This is a genomic window from Pseudomonas sp. SWI44 (genome assembly GCF_002947915.1).
Classification (GTDB): Bacteria; Pseudomonadota; Gammaproteobacteria; order Pseudomonadales; family Pseudomonadaceae; genus Aquipseudomonas; species Aquipseudomonas taiwanensis.
In genome coordinates, this window is the sequence record NZ_CP026674.1 from 5,620,928 (window position 1) to 5,638,905 (window position 17,978).

16 protein-coding genes are annotated in these 17,978 nt (G+C 63.7%); 3 read left to right on the plus strand and 13 right to left on the minus strand.

Annotation, left to right across the window (positions count from 1 at the left end; translation table 11 throughout):
* Positions 1-8: 8 nt before the first annotated feature.
* From C4Q26_RS26450 to C4Q26_RS26495, 10 genes are all read right to left on the minus strand, one after another.
* Entirely contained in the window at positions 9-1,394 is a 1,386-nt protein-coding gene (locus C4Q26_RS26450) for an amidase (RefSeq protein WP_027906974.1), read from the minus strand.
* Positions 1,381-2,376, minus strand: a complete 996-nt coding sequence (locus C4Q26_RS26455) for an AMP-binding protein (RefSeq protein ID WP_023380526.1) — start codon at positions 2,374-2,376, stop codon at positions 1,381-1,383. The genes C4Q26_RS26450 and C4Q26_RS26455 overlap by 14 nt, the downstream gene beginning before the upstream one ends.
* Entirely contained in the window at positions 2,373-2,657 is a 285-nt protein-coding gene (locus tag C4Q26_RS26460; protein ID WP_104883950.1) for an acyl carrier protein, read from the minus strand. The genes C4Q26_RS26455 and C4Q26_RS26460 overlap by 4 nt, the downstream gene beginning before the upstream one ends.
* The gene (locus C4Q26_RS26465) at positions 2,654-3,061 is read right to left on the minus strand and encodes a hypothetical protein (protein ID WP_023380523.1); all 408 of its coding nucleotides are present in this window, start codon (positions 3,059-3,061) and stop codon (positions 2,654-2,656) included. The genes C4Q26_RS26460 and C4Q26_RS26465 overlap by 4 nt, the downstream gene beginning before the upstream one ends.
* A 9-nt stretch (positions 3,062-3,070) precedes the next feature.
* Entirely contained in the window at positions 3,071-4,786 is a 1,716-nt protein-coding gene (locus C4Q26_RS26470; RefSeq protein WP_104883951.1) for a prenyltransferase/squalene oxidase repeat-containing protein, read from the minus strand.
* A complete protein-coding gene (locus tag C4Q26_RS26475; protein WP_023380520.1) occupies positions 4,783-6,099 on the minus strand; it encodes an AMP-binding protein in 1,317 nt (438 codons plus the stop codon). The genes C4Q26_RS26470 and C4Q26_RS26475 overlap by 4 nt, the downstream gene beginning before the upstream one ends.
* A 299-nt stretch (positions 6,100-6,398) precedes the next feature.
* Positions 6,399-7,553 (minus strand): glycerate kinase, encoded by a 1,155-nt coding sequence (locus C4Q26_RS26480; RefSeq protein ID WP_104883952.1) that lies wholly within the window; start codon positions 7,551-7,553, stop codon positions 6,399-6,401.
* A gap of 118 nt (positions 7,554-7,671) precedes the next feature.
* Positions 7,672-8,769 carry a sugar diacid recognition domain-containing protein gene (locus C4Q26_RS26485; RefSeq protein WP_023380517.1) on the minus strand — a complete coding sequence of 366 codons (1,098 nt, stop codon included), beginning with the start codon at positions 8,767-8,769 and terminating at the stop codon, positions 7,672-7,674.
* A gap of 40 nt (positions 8,770-8,809) precedes the next feature.
* Positions 8,810-9,457 (minus strand): zeta toxin family protein, encoded by a 648-nt coding sequence (locus tag C4Q26_RS26490; protein WP_023380515.1) that lies wholly within the window; start codon positions 9,455-9,457, stop codon positions 8,810-8,812.
* A gap of 67 nt (positions 9,458-9,524) precedes the next feature.
* Complete coding sequence (locus tag C4Q26_RS26495; protein WP_023380514.1) at positions 9,525-9,791, minus strand: hypothetical protein; 267 nt, start codon at positions 9,789-9,791, stop codon at positions 9,525-9,527.
* Positions 9,792-10,034: 243 nt separating this feature from the next.
* On the opposite strand from C4Q26_RS26495, the gene C4Q26_RS26500 reads away from it, so the two are divergent.
* From C4Q26_RS26500 to C4Q26_RS26510, 3 genes are all read left to right on the plus strand, one after another.
* Entirely contained in the window at positions 10,035-11,363 is a 1,329-nt protein-coding gene (locus tag C4Q26_RS26500; protein ID WP_023380513.1) for an MFS transporter, read from the plus strand.
* Positions 11,364-11,510: 147 nt separating this feature from the next.
* A complete protein-coding gene (locus tag C4Q26_RS26505) occupies positions 11,511-13,031 on the plus strand; it encodes an FAD-dependent oxidoreductase (RefSeq protein WP_023380512.1) in 1,521 nt (506 codons plus the stop codon).
* Positions 13,032-13,078: 47 nt separating this feature from the next.
* The gene (locus C4Q26_RS26510; RefSeq protein ID WP_023380511.1) at positions 13,079-14,089 is read left to right on the plus strand and encodes an aldo/keto reductase; all 1,011 of its coding nucleotides are present in this window, start codon (positions 13,079-13,081) and stop codon (positions 14,087-14,089) included.
* Between the two features lie 88 nt (positions 14,090-14,177).
* On the opposite strand, the gene C4Q26_RS26515 is transcribed toward C4Q26_RS26510, so the two are convergent.
* The 3 genes from C4Q26_RS26515 to C4Q26_RS26525 form a co-directional block, all read right to left on the minus strand.
* Complete coding sequence (locus tag C4Q26_RS26515) at positions 14,178-15,236, minus strand: metal-dependent hydrolase (protein WP_104881790.1); 1,059 nt, start codon at positions 15,234-15,236, stop codon at positions 14,178-14,180.
* 127 nt (positions 15,237-15,363) lie between these two features.
* On the minus strand, positions 15,364-16,614 hold the full coding sequence (locus tag C4Q26_RS26520; RefSeq protein WP_104883953.1) for an OprD family porin: 1,251 nt from the start codon (positions 16,612-16,614) through the stop codon (positions 15,364-15,366).
* 74 nt (positions 16,615-16,688) lie between these two features.
* Entirely contained in the window at positions 16,689-17,888 is a 1,200-nt protein-coding gene (locus tag C4Q26_RS26525) for a benzoate/H(+) symporter BenE family transporter (RefSeq protein ID WP_104883954.1), read from the minus strand.
* Positions 17,889-17,978 lie beyond the last annotated feature (90 nt).

A 17,978-nucleotide genomic window follows, 5' to 3' on the forward strand; every position in this document is an offset into this window, starting at 1 on the left:
CGAACTCCTTACACCACGGGACGACGGGTAGGTAGTGCGCCCACCAGCGCTTGCAGGCGCTTGGCGATATCCACCAACTGCCGCTCGCTATCGCGCCGGCCCATGATCTGCACGGCCAGCGGCGCCTTGCCGTCGGCGCTGACGCAGATCGGCACAGTGATCGCGGGAAGCCCACTGAAGCTGGCCAGCGGGGTGAAACCGATTTTCTGTGCGTAACCCTCATCGGCCGGCGATGGAATGGTCGAGTCGCCCGGCTGAGGGTTACGGCGGTCGAAGGGCCGGTTCGGATCCATGGGAAAGATCACGAAGTCCACCTTGGCGTTGTCGAACCAGGGGCCAATACCAGCGCGCACCTGGTCCATGTGCTGGTGAATCCGCTGGTAGTCGCTGTCACTGACCCCAGCCCCGACCGCCAGGGCGCTGTTGGTCGACCAGTGCAGTTCGCAATCGAATTGGCGTGCCCAGGCCGCCGAGGCCAACCAGGCGTCACGCGCGCACAACTGCCAGGCATCACCCCGTCGGGCCCACAGTTCAGGCATGGACACCTCGCAAGGTGGCATGCCCAGGTCGGCCAATGCGCTGCACGCCTTGGCCAGCATCTCGAGCATCGCCGTGCTGGTCAGCGCCGGGTCCAGGGCGTGCTCCAGCACACCGATGCGGTAGCGGGGCTTGACGGGCAGTTGCTCGCCCAGCAGAGGCTCCAGGCCCAGCAACGGGAACAGCAGGTCCAGGTCATCGGCGCTGCGGGTGACCCATCCCAGGGCATCCATGCGCGGCGACAACGGGAACACCCCGCCAAGGCTTTCGGCCTTCTGCGTCATGCGTAAGCCGATCATGCCGCAATGGGACGCGGGCCAGCGCACCGAACCAAGCACATCGGTGCCCAGCGAGATGTCGCACAATCGAGCAGCGACCGAGACCGCGGAACCGGTGCTCGATCCGGACGGATCGATCGTCGGGAAATGCGGATTGCGACAACCCGCGCCGAAGCCGATGTTGAGCTCGGTGGTGGCGACCTTGCTGGTCAGTGCGATGCGGGGGTCGAGGGACACCAGGGCCTGAGCGGTGCGCTTGGGGTAGTGCCGGTAGCTGCGCAGGCCAAGGCGGGTCGGCAGCCCGGCGACGTCCACGGTGTCCTTCACACCCAGGCGGAACCAGGGGGCAATGACCGCTCGCGTGCTGGTCAGGCAGCGGTAATCGCTGTCGGCATGTGTACACCACTGTTCATATTGCGCAGCCCAATCGGCGGCCAGCGCCGGGTTGCGCTCCAGCAGTTCGAGCCGCTTGCGCAGGCTCAGCGCCAGGTACTCCGGCTGCTCGCGGCCGATAGCGGCATCGGCGCCGCAGTGATTGAAGTAATGGGCGATGGTGTCTTGGGTATTAGCGTGGGTCATGCTTGCATTCCTTGACAGAAGATGAGGCGGCCCATACCTGGGGCTTGCCGGTGGCGGACAGGGGGAGATCGACGACACGACGTACGGCGGCCGGTCGTGGGTGGCCGGGGGCCAGGTGATCGAAGGCGTTCAGCACCGCCTGCTCGGTGAGCGTGCCGGAGCTGTACAGCACCTCGAAGGTTTCGGCGCGCAGTGCATCGCGCCGCGGTACGCAGGCCAAGGCCGGGCACTCCAGGCGCTGGCTGAGGTCGCTGGCCAGGCTGGCCAGGTCCAGACGCAGACCGTTGACCTTGATCAGGCTGCTGGCGCGACCGACCCACAGCAGCCGCCGGGCATCCAGTGGCTGGACCAGGTCATCGCAACGATGTCGGGCGGCGGCTGCATCGGCGCCGTGCGCTCGCGCGATGCGCGAGCTGCCGACCTCCAATGGGCCGACCTCGCCTATCTGGCTGAACAATGTGACATCGTCCAACAGCGTCCACGGTTGCGCTGGCGTGCTAGTCCCCTGCAACTCGCGGTAGGCCATGGCACCGGTTTCGGTAGAGCCCAACAACTCGACGAAGCCGACCTGCGGCCCCGCAAAGCGATGCACCGTGGCCAGCGCGCCTGGAGGCAGTACAGAAGCGCTGTGCACCACCAGCACCTGGCGTCGGTCGGCCAGTTGCTTGAGCAACATCGGCAACACCCGCCAAGTGCTGGCAATGGCGAGGATCACGCACGCGCCTTCACCCTCGAGCGTCGGCAACTGCTGGCGCTCGAGCGAGCAGACTTGCAAGCGTGCGTTCATCACCTGGGCGCCAACCTGGCCGAGGATCATGCCGTAGCTGTGGCGGGTCGGCGCGAAGGAGATGATCTCGCCAACGGCTGGCGACCACTTGCCGTAGATCAGCGCCGCTTCACTGACCATCTGCGCCTGGCTACGTAGCCACTGACGGGGGGCGGCGGTTGTGCCGGAGGTCGTGAACAGGTGGTCGGCGCTCATTGGACGGCCTGCAAGGTCAACTGGTCTTCGAGTTTCTGGCCGATGAACTGGTCCATCTTTTCCAGGGTTTCGAACCAGAAGCGAATATCGTCGCTGAGGTAATCCACTTCGAAGCCAAAACTAGCCTCGATGACGGTAACGACCTCGACCGCCATCAGGCTGTCGAAACGCTCGCCGAGAAACTCGCGGAAGCTATCGCGCATACCGATCAGTTCGACTTCCGGGCCGAGCAATTGCGCAAGGGCCTGGCGAATGCGGTGTTCATGGGTGTGGTGTGTCACGAGACTGTGCTTCCTTGTCGGTGGTCGGCATTGATCAGTTCCGGGCCAGCGCTGTAGTACACCTGCGCGGGCTCGATCAGGTTGATGTGGATGTAGATGAAGGCGCTCGGGTACACACTGCGCAGACAGCTGTGCAGCCCCTGAGCCAACCGCTGTTGTTGCTGCAGGTCGCGCTCGACCGACAGCGTGATACGCAGGTGAAACTGCAAAGGCGCCCCGTGCTGATCGGCACTGGGCAACGGCATGCCCGCACTGAAGGCATGGCCCGGGGGCAACGTTTCGAACAACACCAGGCAATGCGCCGGGTCAGCCCCGAGCTGCTTGAGCTGCCGGGTACACGCCAGGGCCACACGCTTGCGTTCCACAGGTTGCAGCGCAGCGCTCGATACGGTGATGGTTGGCATCGCCGCACCTCACGACAAATACAGGTTGGGTAGGCGCTGGCGCTTGCCCTCGGCAAAGGCTTCCAGCAGCCGCCCCAGGCAGGTCGACAGCGCGTCATGCCCAGGCAGGTACAGCGGCGACCAGGCATAGCCCTGCTCGCTGCGTATCTTGCCGAGGAAAAAGCGCAGGTGCGCAAGGTCGCACGTAATGTCCAGATCGCTCATCAGCGCCATAGCCTGGTAAGTGCTGAGCAAGTCCGGAATGCGCCGGCCCTGGTTGGCGAAGCCGCCCTGGGGTACCTTGTGTGCCTCCAGCAATGGCATGACCGCTTGCCTGACATCCTGGCCAATGAACGCCAGGCAACCGAGCGCCTGCAGCGAAGCGCGCAAGGTGGCCTGCCCGCGCGGGTAGGTTGCGTGGCCGCCGGACTGCCGGCAGCTGGCCACGAACGCCTCCAACTGCGCCAGATCGACGCCTGCGTCGTCGTTCAGCTGCCGCAGTACCGCCACCGCCGATGCGGTGGAGACCATGTCCGAGCCTCGCCCCTCCCAGAAACCGAAGCCGCCGTCAGGGTTCTGCAGCGTGGCCAGCCATTGGCCGATGGCCCCGCGCGATGCCGGCAAGTCAGCGAACGCGCCAGCCGCCAGGGCCCAGTTGCTGCAACGCACTTCGGCACCCCGTCCGGGCATGTACATCACCCCCGGCTCGTTGGGCATCTGGCAGCCTTCGATCCAGCGCAGCGCCTCCGCTTGCCGTGCAGGCGGCAAGACGCCGCCGAGTATGGCCGCCGCGGTGGTGAGCACATCCGCGGCATCGTCCTGACGGCGGTAGGTGTAGCCGCCTTCAGGCACGGCCAGGCTGGCAATGAACCTGGCCACGTCGTCTGCAAGGTGTCCCAAGGGTTCATTCAGGGCCTTGAGCGTGCCCACGGCGCAGAACGCCGCCCAGACATCCTCGCCGTCGTAACCAGACCAGCGCACGAAAGCACCCGTCGGGCCTACCAGGGACGCGATCCAGGCAATGCATTCGCTGCGACCCAAGGGCTCGGCCTGCAATACCGCAAGGCTGGCTGTGGCACGGTAGGTCGCCCACAGGCACGGCACGTCGGCGGCCTCGCTGAAGCGAAACCCGCCGCTATCCGTCTGCTGGGCTTGCAACCAGCCAATCAACTTGTCGATGTTCCAATCAGGTGCTGGCAACCCTTGGCTTGCCAGGGCGCGTGCCGCCATCACCCCGTAAAAGCAGGCCCGCGTATCGGCGTGGTTGCGTTGGGCGAAATCGGCGGACCAGCTCAAACCACCATTGGCGCACTGCAAACCGCCCAGCCAGGTGTACAGCGCCTGCACCTCGGCCACCTTGCCTGCACAGACCTCGATCAAGGTGCGCAAGGCGTAATGCGTGGCCCAAACGTCTGCGGTCTGTCCTGGGCACATGGCGTAGGCCTCGCCGTCGAACAGGCTGTGAAGCCAGTGGGCGGTTTCCTCGGATCGGTCAACGGCGATGCCCAGGTCCTGGAGTGTCTGGGTGCAATAGAAAGTGGCCCATGCATCGGACGGCATGCCTTTGCTCCAGGCAAAGCCGCCATCGCGGTTGCGCCGGGACTGGATGTAGCGCTGCAGGGCGAGGCTGTCCACGGCGTCCAACCGCTCGACCCAGGCGAGGCTGCGAATGGCTGCGTAGGTGCACCACAGGTCCGGCTGACCGTTGGCCAGCCCATGCCCTTCGGGGAACCGTGGCCCGATCATGGCTGGCCTCCGACGAAGCGCAGGTTGGTCTTCTTCCAACTCTTTTGCGATGCGCCGCTCTTGTTCACGGCCGACAGGTTGTTGACGAACAACACCCGGCTCCAACGCAACCCCATGCGCTGCTGCGAGCGCACCAGCAACTGAGCCTGCAGGTGTTGTTCCGCGCCGCTGTCCCAGTCCACGTCACGTTCCAGGATCAGCGCGGCGCTATCGGCCTGGCGGTCGATTTCGATGACATAGCCGGTGGCATTGCAAGTGCCGTACACCACCTCTTCGACCGCGCGGATATCCAGGTCGGCACCAGCCACCACCACGGTGTCGCTGTCCCGGCCGTTGACCAGCACGCTCGGGCTGGCCTGGCCCGGTATCCATGGCGCGGTGATGGTGACGCTGTCGCCGGTGTCCAGACGCAACAGTGGGCGGGCGAACAGGTTGAGCGGCGTGACCACCAAGCGCCCGGTCAGGCCTTCGGCCGGCGTCACCAGTTGCCCGTCGGGCAGCAGCAGTTCGAAATAGTTGGTCGCCGTCGCCAGGCGCATCTGCTGATCTTCGCCCACCACTGCCAGCGTCCCAGTTTCGGTACTGCCATAACTGGCGTCGAACACATCGCAGCGCCATTCACGGGCCAGGCGTTCGCGCAATGGCCTGGTATTGACCTCACCCAGCAGCATGACCGTGCGCACCGACTCAGCGAAACCCTCCAGCAGCCCGCGCTGCTTCAGAAAGCGTGTCAGTTGCACCAGCACGCCCGGAGCAATGAACATCACCGTCGGGCGATAGCTGGCGAATGTCTTGCACACCCGCTCCCAGTCGGTGATCCCGGTGGTGAAGGGGTAAAGCCGTACATGGGAAACGTCCAGGTACTCACAGACATGGGCAATCAAGTCGCCTACCGGGACGATATCCGACGGCATCAGGCTGGCGACCCGCGTGCCGGGCTGCAGCACCGCGCGCCAGTGCCCGGCGACGCTGACGGCGTTCCAGATGATGTCCTGTTTCAGACGTGGGGTGGGTGTCGGCTCACCGGTGGTGCCAGTGGTGGCGTAGTACTTGGCGGCCTCGCTGAGTGCCACCGTGCAGAATTGAAGCGGTTGGCTTTTGAGCAAGGCTTTTGGGGTCGGCGGCAGTTGCTGGAACGCCGAGAATTGGTAGTGGCCGATGTTCGCGTACTGGGCACTCTGGCGCGCCCTGGTCCATGCGGCTTGCAATTTACGCTCATAAAAACCGGCGTCGGGAATGCGCCCGATGTGCACCTGAAGTTCGCGTTCTGCGTCCTTCAGTACGCCGTAATCCTTGTCGCTGTGAACTAGCATCGACTCGCCCTCTGGAAAAAACAGGGGCGAGAATTGGCGAGCGCGGAGGGTAAGTAAAATACTTAATTCAACAGTGCGGTGAGCGCTGAAAAGTATCAAAGCGGGTCAAATAGTGGGCTTTTGCGCACCAAACGGTGCCTTTTGCTGATGGACAAAGGCCGTTTGGCCCCCGATTTCCGGAGGGATATCAGTCAGAGATGATTTAAGTATTTCTGGGGTCGTTGTGAGAGCGGCCTCGCGCGCAGCGCCAGGCCGTTCCAACAGAAAAACAGCGCAGTGGCTCGGATCAGGGGTGTTGCTTATGCCGAGGGGGCAACCGCTTGACGGGCGATACGCCACAGCCGGGCGATATCACGTGCTCTGGCATGCAGTAGCGCCGGGGCGTTGGCACAGGCATGCTCCAGGCTCATCGGCCCGTTGGCCAGGGCGAATGCAGCGTCGATACCGTGGACATACAGCTGCTGATAGCCTTCACCCAAGGTCCCAGCCAGCACCACCACCGGCACACCGTGGCGTTTGGCGACCCGAGCGACGCCCATCGGCGTCTTGCCGCGCAGCGTCTGGGCGTCGAAACGCCCTTCGCCTGTAATGACCAGGTCAGCGCCCTGCACCAAAGCGTCCAGACCCGCCAGGTCGGCTACCACCTCCACGCCAGGGCAAAACCGCGCCCCCATGAAGGCCTTGGCCGCAAAGCCCATACCGCCAGCGGCGCCGCAGCCTGGAAGATCACGCACATCCTCACCCAGCAACCGCGAACAGTGGTCGGCAAAATGGCCCAGCGCCAGATCCAGCGCCTGCACCTGCTCCGGGCTTGCGCCTTTCTGCGGGCCGAAGATCGCCGAAGCCCCATTGGGCCCACACAGGGGGTTGTCGACGTCGGCGGCCACTTCGACCTGTACGTCCAGCAGGCGCAGGTCGAGACCACTGGCATCGATACGCGCCAGCCTGGAAAGGGCCAAGCCGCCCTCCTCCAGCGCCTGGCCGTCGGCGTCCAGCAAACGCAAGCCCAGTGCCCTCAACATGCCGCTGCCACCGTCGTTGGTAGCGCTGCCACCAATCGCCAGGACAATCCGCTGGGCACCGGCTGCCAGGGCAGCGGCAACCAGCTCGCCGGTACCCCAAGTGCTAGTGCGGCAGGCATCGCGCTGGCCGGGCGGGACCAGTTGCAAGCCACTGGCCTGGGCCATCTCGATAATTGCCGTGCGGCTGTCGGCCAACCACCCCCAACCGGCTTCCACAGGTTCCCCCAGGGGGCCGCGCACGCGCTGGCGACGAAGCTCGCCATGGCTGGCCGCCAGGATCGCCTCCATGGTGCCCTCGCCACCGTCCGCCATCGGGCACTGAACCAGCGCGGCATGCGGCCATACCTCGGCCAGGCCACCGGCGATGGCACGGGCGACGCCAGCCGCGTCGAGGCTGTCCTTGAACGAGTCGGGGGCGATGACGATCTTCATGGGGATTCTCCTGTCCAGATGACCGGCATGCTGACAGGTGGCCGCCTGGCTGGCCTCGGTCGAATGCACAACACGTTCGCAGGGATGATTGGGCAAATGCCTGCCCCTGGAGGCCAGGTCAATCCGCGGGCAGCAATTGCAACCCCAGGTACAGGCTTAGCATGCCTTCCAGTCGCAAGGGATCGACCTCACTCAGCTCTGCAATGCGCTCCAGCCGGTAGCGCAGACTGTTACGGTGGATACCCAGTGCGTCGGCGCAGGCCTGGCTCTGCCCATCATGCGCACACCATGCCCGCAACGTGGCGAGCAGTTGACCACTGACATCCTTGGCCCGTATGCGCTGCAAAGGTTCCAGCAGCTCATCCAGCGCATCGTCGTTGCGATGTCGCCAAAGCAGAGCCGGAAGCCGGTAGCGCGCCAGGCTAAGCAGTGGCTCATTGGGCAAGACTTCGCGTCCATAGGCCAGCAGGTCCCGCACGCGGCGGTAGCCCCGGCGCAACTGGTCGAGGCTGTGCGCCACGGTACCCAGCGCCATCCGCTCGACCTCCCAGCCATGGCGCTGCAAACGCTCCAGCAGCCTGGATTCGTCCACAACCACGCCAGCGGGGCGGCACCACAGCAAGGACTGGCGCGCGGGGCTTACGCACCAGCTGTCCGGGTAGCGGCTCATCAGCCAGGCCGAGAGTGCCTCCGAAGGCGGGCCTGACTTGAGTTCGAACAGGTAGGGTATGCGCGGCAACTGTGGCTTGAGCCCCAACTGCTGTGCTTCGTCCAGAAGCCGTGGCGAGTCACCGGTGCCGCCCAGCAGCAGCGCCAGCAAGTCATCGCAGCGCTGGCGCCGCCATTGCTGCTCCACCTGCTGGTGCCGCTGGGCCAGCAGCATTTCGGCGGTCATCCGCACCAGTTCGCCATAGGTGCGCAACTGCCGTGGGTCACCCGTAAGCCCCAATACGCCGATCAGCCGCCCATCGAGCATCAGTGGCAGGTTCACCCCGGGCTGCACACCCTTCAGGCATTTGGCCGCATCCACGTCCAACTCCACGATCCGCCCGTTGGCCAATACCAGCTGGGCCCCTTCGTGACGGGTATTGATGCGCTCAGACTCGCCACTGCCCAGGATCAACCCCTGACTGTCCATGACGTTGACGTTGCAGGGCAAAATCGCCATCGCCCGGTCGACGATATCCTGAGCCAAGTCGTGGTCCAGTTCGAACATTCCAGCTCCTCAGCAGGTTAGGCGTGGCTTGGCCGAGGGCCTAGATGACTTTGTCCACGTACGCTTGCGCGAACCAGTCTGGGAGCTCCTCGACGTTGAACCGCAGATCGGTGCCATGGGTGATCTCGGCCAGCAAGATCGACTGCTCACTGGAGTTATCGAAAATGAACGCCCGGTTAGAAGCGGCAACCGCGGAAGGCAGAAGTTCTAGCGAGCGTACGTAGCGTTGCCGGATCTTGTCTTCGGGGACAGGGTGCCCGCCATCGCTGACTCGGTTGGCTACACGACTGATGTTGATGTCAACTGAATCCGTTGCGACGAAATAAAGGTAGGTGCGATATCCGCTGGCTCGCGCCAACTCGATAAAGCGGACCTTGTCCGCACTCGACATGACGGTTTCAAAAGTGAAGCTTTCCTTGAGTTCCAACAGCTTGTTCCGGATGAAATCGGAAATCACCGAGGAGTAGTAAGAGTTCATCTCCACTTTACTGAAGTCGACCTTCTGGCCGTGCAATTCAATGTCCTGCACTGTCCCCGCCAATCCAGCCTTGCGCATCAACGGGTGTGGCCCCAAGAACCCGTGGAGCTCTTCGGAGGTCGGAGTGATGTTGAACTGAGCCAGGTCGAGCAAGCCGCTGGCTTTTACTTCCTTCTCGATATCGTCCGCATTCACATAGGTCGAAATCAAGTTAGGGGGTACTTGGTCCTTTATGGTTGATTTGCCCGAACCGTTTGGGCCAGCGAAAACGCGTAGTCTAGGCACTGGCTTCCAACCGACGCACCTTGACCACTTCGCCAACAGTCACTTTCCTGCGCGGCTTGGTCTTGTTCACGACGCGGACAACGCCTTCAGCACTCGCTGCGACAATGTTGGAACCTTCAACCCGCAACACCGTGTGGCCTGCAGCCAAGGCACGAACATATGCAGCATATGTCGCGCAAGCAGCCGTTTGAGGGATGCTGACCTCGAGATTGTCAATTGCCTTCTCTGAAAGATCGTGCTTTAAGGCTTTTGCCGCCATGGTTGCCTCCGTTGTTCACTTCCGGGCAAAACTGGATTTCTTACATTCTAGCCTTGATTGCCCCCAAGCTGAAATGATCACTGGCCGATCCTCTCGCCCTGGCCGCTTGTTCGACGGCACAGCAGCCCGCCCAGGACACTGTGCAAAAGCACAAAGACAGCCGCCTCGCACTCCCCGAGACTCCTCAGGGCGAGCGCCGGAACAGGCGACGCGGCGACAACCATAACAACAGAGATCACAATCATGGCACACAGCCCCGCCCTTGACCAAGGCACGGACACCACCCGCAATGCGCTGTACCGGCGCATCACGCTGCGGCTGATTCCGTTCATTTTCATCTGCTACCTGTTCAACTACCTGGACCGCGTCAACGTCGGCTTCGCCAAGCTGCAGATGCTCGATGCACTTCAGTTCAGCGAAACCGTCTATGGCCTTGGCGCCGGGATATTCTTCATCGGCTACGTCCTTTGCGGACTGCCCAGCAACCTGGCGCTCAACCGCTTCGGTCCGCGACGCTGGATCGCAGCGATGATGATCGCCTGGGGTAGCCTCTCGACCTGCCTGCTGTTCGTCACCACGCCCACCGAGTTCTACACCTTGCGCCTGCTGACCGGTGCCGCGGAGGCCGGCTTCTTCCCTGGCGTAGTGCTGTATCTCTCGCGCTGGTTCCCGGCTGATCGTCGTGGCCGCATCATGGCGCTGTTCATGTCGGCGATTCCGGTCTCCGGCCTGCTGGGCGGGCCGTTCTCCGGTTGGATCCTCGAACACTTCGCCGCCGGCCAACATGGCCTGGCCGGTTGGCAGTGGATGTTCCTGATCCAGGGCCTGCCGACCGTCATACTGGGCGTGCTCGCCATCGGCCTGCTCAGTGACGGCTACCAGAAAGCCGCCTGGCTGAGCCCAGCCGAACGCCAGCTGATCGAAGCCGACCTCAAGGCCGACGCCGCCAGCAAGCCTGCCACGACGGGTGACAGCGTAGTCAGTGTGCTCACCAACCCGTTGATCTGGACCTTCGGCTTCGTCTACTTCTGCATCCAAAGCGGGGTTTACGCGATCAACTTCTGGCTACCGTCGATCATCAAGAACATGGGCTTCGACAACCCGCTGCTGATTGGTTGGCTCAGCGCCATCCCCTACTTGCTCGCGGGTGTGTTCATGATCCTTTGCGGGCGCTCGGCGGACCTGCGCAACGAGCGCCGCTGGCACCTTGTGGTACCGATGCTGATGGGCGCCACCGGCCTGCTGATCGCGGTGAACTTCGCAGGCAACCCGACCATTGCCATCCTCGGACTTTCGATCGCCACCATGGGTGCCCTCACCGGCCTGCCAATGTTCTGGCCGATGCCGACCGCACTGCTGAGCGCGAGCGCCGCCGTGGCGGGCTTGGCGATCATCAACTCGGTGGGCCAGATGGCCGGCTTCCTCAGCCCCTACCTGGTGGGCTTCATCAAGGACCAGACCGGCTCGACCGACGCGGCGCTGTACTCGCTGGCGGCGTTGATCGTGCTGGGTAGCCTGGTTGCCCTGCGCGTTTCGCGCGCTGGCGTGCTGCGCGCTTGCCAAACCAATTGATGCCCGTTCGCCAGCAAGTGGGCTCCTGTCCGTAGGAGCCGGCTTGCCGGCGAAACATCCAGCAATCCTCGACCCGATCGTCAGCTCGCTGCATCACCCCAAAGGCAAAGGCGTCAAATGGTTGCAATGGCCATTTGGAGAAGCCTCATGTCCCAGCACAACGTCGCCCGCGTCGAACAACTCGATCCCCGTCGCCCCCTGCGCGTGCAGGCCGGCAGCGAAGAGCTCGTCCTGGTCCTCCAGGGCGACCAGGTACACGCCTACCAAGCCAACTGTCCCCATGCCGGTGCGCCTCTCGACGAGGGCATGGTCTGTGGCGGCCTGCTGGTGTGCCCCTGGCACAAAGCTGCATTCGCCGTCGATGAAGGCGCGGTTTGCGAGCCCCCGGCGCTGACCGATCTGCGCCGTTACCGGGCGTGGGTGAAGGACGGAGCGGTATGGGTCGACGACCAACCTCTGGCGCAGGTCGAGCCACCCCGTCACAGCGATGCCCGTTGTTTCGCGGTGATCGGTGCCGGCGCCGCTGGCTCGGCAGCGGTCGCCACGCTGCTGGCCCACGGCTTTGGTGGCCGTCTGGTCTGGCTCGACCAGGAGCACCAAAGCGCCTACGACCGTACCGCACTGAGCAAATTCGTCATCGCCGGGCAAATGCCCGCAGATGAAGTGCCAGCATTGCTAGAGCCAGAGGCACTTCGCAAAGGCCACCTGGAGCGGCTGTTCGGCAAGGTGCGCGTACTGGACACGCAGAAGCGCCGGATTACCCTTGCTGACGGCAGGCACATCGACTACGACGCAGCCCTGCTTGCCACTGGCGGCAAGCCGCACCGCCCCGCCATCGACGGTGTCGAGCTGCCTGGCGTGTTCACCCTGCGCTCACGCGAGGACGCAGCCCGCCTGCTCGATGCCGCCGAACCAGGGCATCCCGTGGTGATCGTCGGTGATGGCTTCATTGGCCTTGAAGCTGCCTCGGCACTGCGCAAATACGGTGCCCAGGTGCATGTGGTGACCCGTCATGAAGTGCCGCTGGCCAAGCCGCTCGGGGAGCGCATCGGCCGCAGCATCCGCGCGCTGCACGAGCGCAAGGGCGTGATTTTCCACGGCCCTACCGAGGTCGAACGCCTGGCCGGAAAGGGCCAGGTCGACACTGTGGTGCTGGCCAATGGCGAAACCTTGGCCGCTTCCGTGGTTCTGCTGGGCACCGGTGTCAGCCCGGCCACTGGCTGCGTCCAAGGCTTGGTGATGGCCCAAGACAAATCGTTGAACGTCGATGCACACATGCAGGCAGCCGATGGACTGTGGGCCGCCGGTGACATCGCCACCTTCCCCCTCTCGGGACGTCCGGTACGCATCGAGCACTGGCGACTGGCCCAGCAACAAGGCGTGATCGCTGCGGCCAACATGCTCGGCCAACAGCGGCGCTACGATGACGTGCCGTTCTTCTGGACCTACCAGCATGGGCGCACCTATGAAGTGCTCGGGCATGCACGAGACTTCAACCGCATGGAATTCGTCGGCGAGCCGGAAAAAGGCGACTTCATTGCCTTGCAATGCGTCGACGACCAGGTCGAGGCGGTGATTGCCCAGGGGTATTCGGATGCGATGGCGCAGTTGTCGCAACGGATGAAGCGGCCCCTGAGCCTGACTCAGGCGCTTGAACTGATTGGCTGAACCTGTGTAAAACGAACGGACACCCCCACTGCAAAGGACTTCCCAGCATGATCTATCGCTCCCTCGGCCACAGCGGTCTGCAGGTTTCAGCCCTGACGCTGGGCAGCATGATGTTCGGCGAGCAGACCAGCACCGAGGACTCGTTGCGGATCATCGACAAGGCCTGGGACCAAGGTATCAACTTCATCGACACGGCCGACGTCTACAACGCGGGCCGCGCCGAGGAAATCGTCGGTGAAGCGATCGCCCGTCATCGGCAGGACTGGATCGTGGCATCCAAGGTGGGCTTTGGGCCTGCCGACGGCTTGCCCAACCGCAGCGGTCTGTCGCGCAAGCACATCTTCAATGCCATCGACGCCACACTCACGCGCATGGACCTCGATTACCTCGACGTCTACTACTTGCACCGTGAAGACCACAAGGTTCCGCTGGAAGAGTCCGTGCGCGCCATTGGCGACCTGCTGCAGCAAGGCAAGATCCGCTACTGGGGCGTATCCAACTTCCGTGGCTGGAGAATCGCCGAAATCTGCAACCTGGCCGAGCGCCTGGGGGTAGCCAAGCCAGTGGTAAGCCAGCCGCTGTACAACATCGTCAACCGCCAGGCCGAGCCCGAGCAGATGACGGCCGCGGCCTACCACGGCCTTGGCGTGGTGCCATTCAGCCCATTGGCCCGAGGCGTGCTCAGTGGCAAGTATGCCCCCGGCGCAGCGCCGCAGGCCGGTAGCCGTGCGGCGCGCCAGGACCGGCGGATCATGGAGGTTGAATGGCGCCAGGAGTCGTTGACCATTGCCCGCCAGATCCAGGCTTACGTCGAGGCCAAAGGCGTAGGGATCGTCGAATTCGCCATTGCCTGGGTGCTGAACAACGAGCTGGTGAGCTCGGCAATCGTGGGTCCGCGCACCGAGGCGCAATGGGACACGTATGCCGGGGCACTGGAGGTCAAGATCACGGCAGAGGATGAAGCGTTCATCGATTCGTTGGTCACGCCAGGTCACGCCTCGACGCCTGGATTCAATGACGTGGCGCATTTTGTCAGCGGCAGGCGGGCACGTCGCTGAGTGTTTTTCCGACCTCTTCGCGGGCAAACCCACGCCCATACCGTGCTGCGCCTGCGGGAGCGGGTTGACCCGCGAGCGGACCAGCCGATCAGGGCTCGGCCAGGTATTGAGTATTCCAGGCCGCCAACGGCAGCGGCGGCTGTTGATCGAAGATGCGCCGCCAGATCAACGCCAAGTCATGGCCATTGAACATGCCGCCCACCCCCGCCTTCGGCCAAGAGGTCGGCGTATCCACGATCCATCGCCCTTGGCCATCACGGCGGGCCATGGCGAAGCGGAAGGTGTAGTTGCCCGGAATCCCCATGCGCAGGTCGGTGACCACCAACGCATCGCCAATCACGTCATAGCGCAGCCAGTCATCGGTGAACCAGCGCAGGCGATTGTGCAGGGGCGCGTCTGTGAGCGCCGTGGCCACGTTCAGATTGCGCGACAGGCGCTGCATCTCGGGCGGTGTGCGGTCGAAAATGCTGCTGATACCTTCGTAGTAATCACCATCCGGCGTCTTGGCCAGCACCCGCCACACCAGGCTGTTGAAGGCCATGGGCACAGCCCGCACGTCGCTCGCCACGACCCCTTGCTGGTCGAGGGCCGCGGCAAAGCGCTGCTCGGCGGTGATCCGGCCCGCCAGGCCAAAACCCAGGTAGGCGCTGCTGAACAGCAGGGCCAGTGAGAGCACCCGCACCCCCCGTCCCTGCAACCCCTTGCAGGCGGCGTAGAACACCGCAGCCAGCAGTGGCACGGTATAGACCGGGTCGATGATGAACACCGCGGCCCAGCTCAGCGGAGTGAGCTGTAGTGGCCAGAACAACTGGGTACCGTAGACGGTGAATGAATCGAGGACCGGGTGCGTGACCAGCACGAGCCAGAAGGCGAGGAACAACCTCCCACGCGTGTAGCCCTTGTCGGGCCAGCGCCAGGCGACCAACCACGCCAGCATCAGGGCCAGACCGGTGAGCACGAAGAGGGAATGGGAGAAACCGCGGTGGTAGGTCATCTGCGACACCGGGTCGGCATAGCGGATGACCACATCGAGGTCCGGCACGGTACCCAGCAAGGCGCCGTACGCCAGCGAGCGACGGCCCTGTATGCGGCCGAGCACCGTGCCTTGGAGCGCGGCGCCGAGCACGGCTTGGGTCAGTGAGTCCAAGGTGAAACTCCTGATGAAGTGTTACCAGGAACCTACCGTTGTCCGCACCAATAACGCAAATCTAATGACGGCGATGTCCTGTAGGCACGGGGCCGCCTCGCGCCACAATCGCAGCCCCGCCATCGTTTCAGAACAACTGCCAGGTGTACACCAGCGTCACACGATTCTCATCGATATCGCTGCGATAGTTCGAACGCGCCATGGCGTTGCGCAGGCGAATGCCCAGCCCCTTGAACACGCCACTCTGCACGGCGTAGCCAAGGTCCAGATCGCGCTCGCGGTCCCTCCCCTCGTAGTCACGGCCTGTGTCGACGTTGTCGCCGGTGATGTAGCGTACGGTCGCGGTCAGTCCAGGAATGCCCATGGCCGCGAAATTGTAGTCGTAGCGCACCTGATAGGACCGCTCATCGGTGGAGGCGAACTCATAGGTCGGCACCTCGTTGCCCAAGGGCGACACATTGGCGAATACCCGTGGGAACGGGCTGTCACCATAGATCCCCTGGTAGCCCACATGGAAGCTGTGTCCGCCACGCCGGGCCGTGAACAGCGAGAAAAACGCCTGGTTGTCGATGTTGCCCAGCAGTGCGTCGCCATCTTCGTGGGCCGTGAAGTAGCCCAGGTTGGCACTGAGCACCCAATCGCCCAGCGGCTTGCTGTGCTTGAGGCCAACGAAACCCTGCTCGTAGATGTCCTGGAGTTGGCCATACCACAGACTAACGCTGCTTTGATTGGCGTTGAACGCATAGTCACCGCCCGCGTAGTTGAAGGCGTCGCTTTGAGCCTGGCGCTGCGGCACATGGCCGAGCATGGCGTTCATCTTGCCATCACCGGCTTCGTTGCGCAGGTGACTCGAGCTCAAGTGCCCTGCTTGCACGGTCAAGCCATCGAGCTCGGCCGAACTCAGGCTCATACCTTGGTAGGTTGGCGGTAACAAGCGGATATCACTGAAGGTCAACACGGGCAGGTTGGGCTGCAGTTCGCCAACCCGCAGTTCGGTCTTCGACAGCCTGGCCTTGAAGGTTGGCGCCAGGCGGCTGTACTCATCGGCAGCCCGGCCATCACCCTGTACCGGCAGCAACCCGGTATTGACCCGGTCCGGGCTGCTGTCGAGCTTGATGCCCAGCAGGCCCAGGGCATCCACCCCGAGACCAACTGTACCCGGCGTGTAACCTGACTTGAAATCAAGAATGAAGCCCTGGGCCCACTCCTCAGCTTTCGATTGCTGGTTGGCACCGACAATGTCGGAAAAGTCACGACTGAAATAGTAGTTGCGGGCGCTAAGGGTGGCCTTGGCATCCTCGAAGAAACCGCCGTCGGCGGCAAGAAGCGGTTGGCTGAGCAAGGTCAGCCCCAGGGCGACGCAAGGGGTGTGGTTCATTCCGAAGCTCTCTTGATCTTGTTTTTATTGATGAAGCGTTGGGAACACGGGTTTGGCAGGTGACAAGGCTCCTTTCACGGGTTGCGGCGCAGGGCGCCAAGAACTTGCGGTCGTCGCCACCTGAGCAGCGCATGGGCCAGCAGGCCGAACAGCAGGCCCCAGAACGCGGCGGACAAGCCCAGGAAAGAAACGCCAGACGCAGTGACCAGAAAGGTGAACAGCCCCGCATCGCGCTCGACAGGCTCGGCCAGGCTGCGCGCCAAGGCCTCACTGATCGCGCCGTACAGGGCCAGGCCGGCGAGTGCGGCGATCAGGGCGGCGGGAAAGGCCGCGAACAGCGACATCAATGTGGCGCCGGCGATGCCCAGCAGCAGGTACAAGACACTGCCGCAGACCGCCGCCACGTAACGCCGACGGGGGTCTTCATGGGCTTCGTGGCCGGTGCATAGGCTGGCGGTGACGGCCGCCAGATTCAGGCCGTGGCAACCAAACGGCGCGAGCAACGCACCGCCCAACGCACTGGCACTGATCAGCGGGCTGGCGGGTGTCGAATAACCGGCCGTACGCAGCACCGCCATGCCGGGCATGAACTGACCGGTCAGGGCCACCAGCGCCATGGGCAGGGCCAGGCTGAAGACCGCCGGCAGGCTGAACTGCGGCGTGATCCATTGAGGCGTCGCCAGTTGCAGCACCAGCGCCTCGCTGCGAAATGCGCCACTGGCCACGGTAACGGCAGCACCAACGCACAGCACCGCCGCCACCGCGTAGCGCGGCTGTACCCTGCGCATCAGCAGGTAGGTGACGAACATCGCCAGCACCAGCACAGGTTGTGTGGGCAAGGCGCGGAACACCTCGGTACCGAAGCTGAACAGGATGCCCGCCTGCATGCCGGCTGCAATGGAGCCTGGCAAGTGGGCGATGATGCGGTCGAACGCCCCGCTCATACCGATCAGCAGCAGGAACAGATTGGCCACCAGGTAGGCGCCGACGGCTTGTTCGATGCCCAGTTGCGGCAAGGCAGTGACCAACAGCGCCGCCCCCGGGATAGACCAGGCGATCACCACCGGTACCCGGTAACGCAAGCTCAGCACTCCACCCAGTACGGCGCTGCCCATGGACACCGCCCAGACCCAGGACGACAGCAGCCCATGGGACAGAGTGGCAGCCTCGGCAGCGTGGAAGATGATGACCAGCGGGCCGGCGTAGGAAATCAGGGTAGCGATGCAGCCGGCAACGATGGCCGACATCGAACAATCTTTGAACAGGTCTTTCATTGGACCTCTCGTAAGACTACTGGCCGGGTTGTGTTGCCGGCTCTTGTTGTCGTGTCGCTTGCTTCGCGGGTAATCCCACGCCTACAGGTC

Excerpts from the sequence above, each read along its gene's own strand:
- C4Q26_RS26450 (WP_027906974.1), bottom strand. The coding sequence starts at position 1,394 with ATGACCCACGCTAATACCCAAGACACCATCGCCCATTACTTCAATCAC.
- C4Q26_RS26455 (WP_023380526.1), bottom strand. The coding sequence starts at position 2,376 with ATGAGCGCCGACCACCTGTTCACGACCTCCGGCACAACCGCCGCCCCC.
- C4Q26_RS26465 (WP_023380523.1), bottom strand. The coding sequence starts at position 3,061 with ATGCCAACCATCACCGTATCGAGCGCTGCGCTGCAACCTGTGGAACGC.
- C4Q26_RS26470 (WP_104883951.1), bottom strand. The coding sequence starts at position 4,786 with ATGATCGGGCCACGGTTCCCCGAAGGGCATGGGCTGGCCAACGGTCAG.
- C4Q26_RS26475 (WP_023380520.1), bottom strand. The coding sequence starts at position 6,099 with ATGCTAGTTCACAGCGACAAGGATTACGGCGTACTGAAGGACGCAGAA.
- C4Q26_RS26480 (WP_104883952.1), bottom strand. The coding sequence starts at position 7,553 with ATGAAGATCGTCATCGCCCCCGACTCGTTCAAGGACAGCCTCGACGCG.
- C4Q26_RS26485 (WP_023380517.1), bottom strand. The coding sequence starts at position 8,769 with ATGTTCGAACTGGACCACGACTTGGCTCAGGATATCGTCGACCGGGCG.
- C4Q26_RS26495 (WP_023380514.1), bottom strand. The coding sequence starts at position 9,791 with ATGGCGGCAAAAGCCTTAAAGCACGATCTTTCAGAGAAGGCAATTGAC.
- C4Q26_RS26500 (WP_023380513.1), top strand. The coding sequence starts at position 10,035 with ATGGCACACAGCCCCGCCCTTGACCAAGGCACGGACACCACCCGCAAT.
- C4Q26_RS26505 (WP_023380512.1), top strand. The coding sequence starts at position 11,511 with ATGTCCCAGCACAACGTCGCCCGCGTCGAACAACTCGATCCCCGTCGC.
- C4Q26_RS26510 (WP_023380511.1), top strand. The coding sequence starts at position 13,079 with ATGATCTATCGCTCCCTCGGCCACAGCGGTCTGCAGGTTTCAGCCCTG.
- C4Q26_RS26520 (WP_104883953.1), bottom strand. The coding sequence starts at position 16,614 with ATGAACCACACCCCTTGCGTCGCCCTGGGGCTGACCTTGCTCAGCCAA.
- C4Q26_RS26525 (WP_104883954.1), bottom strand. The coding sequence starts at position 17,888 with ATGAAAGACCTGTTCAAAGATTGTTCGATGTCGGCCATCGTTGCCGGC.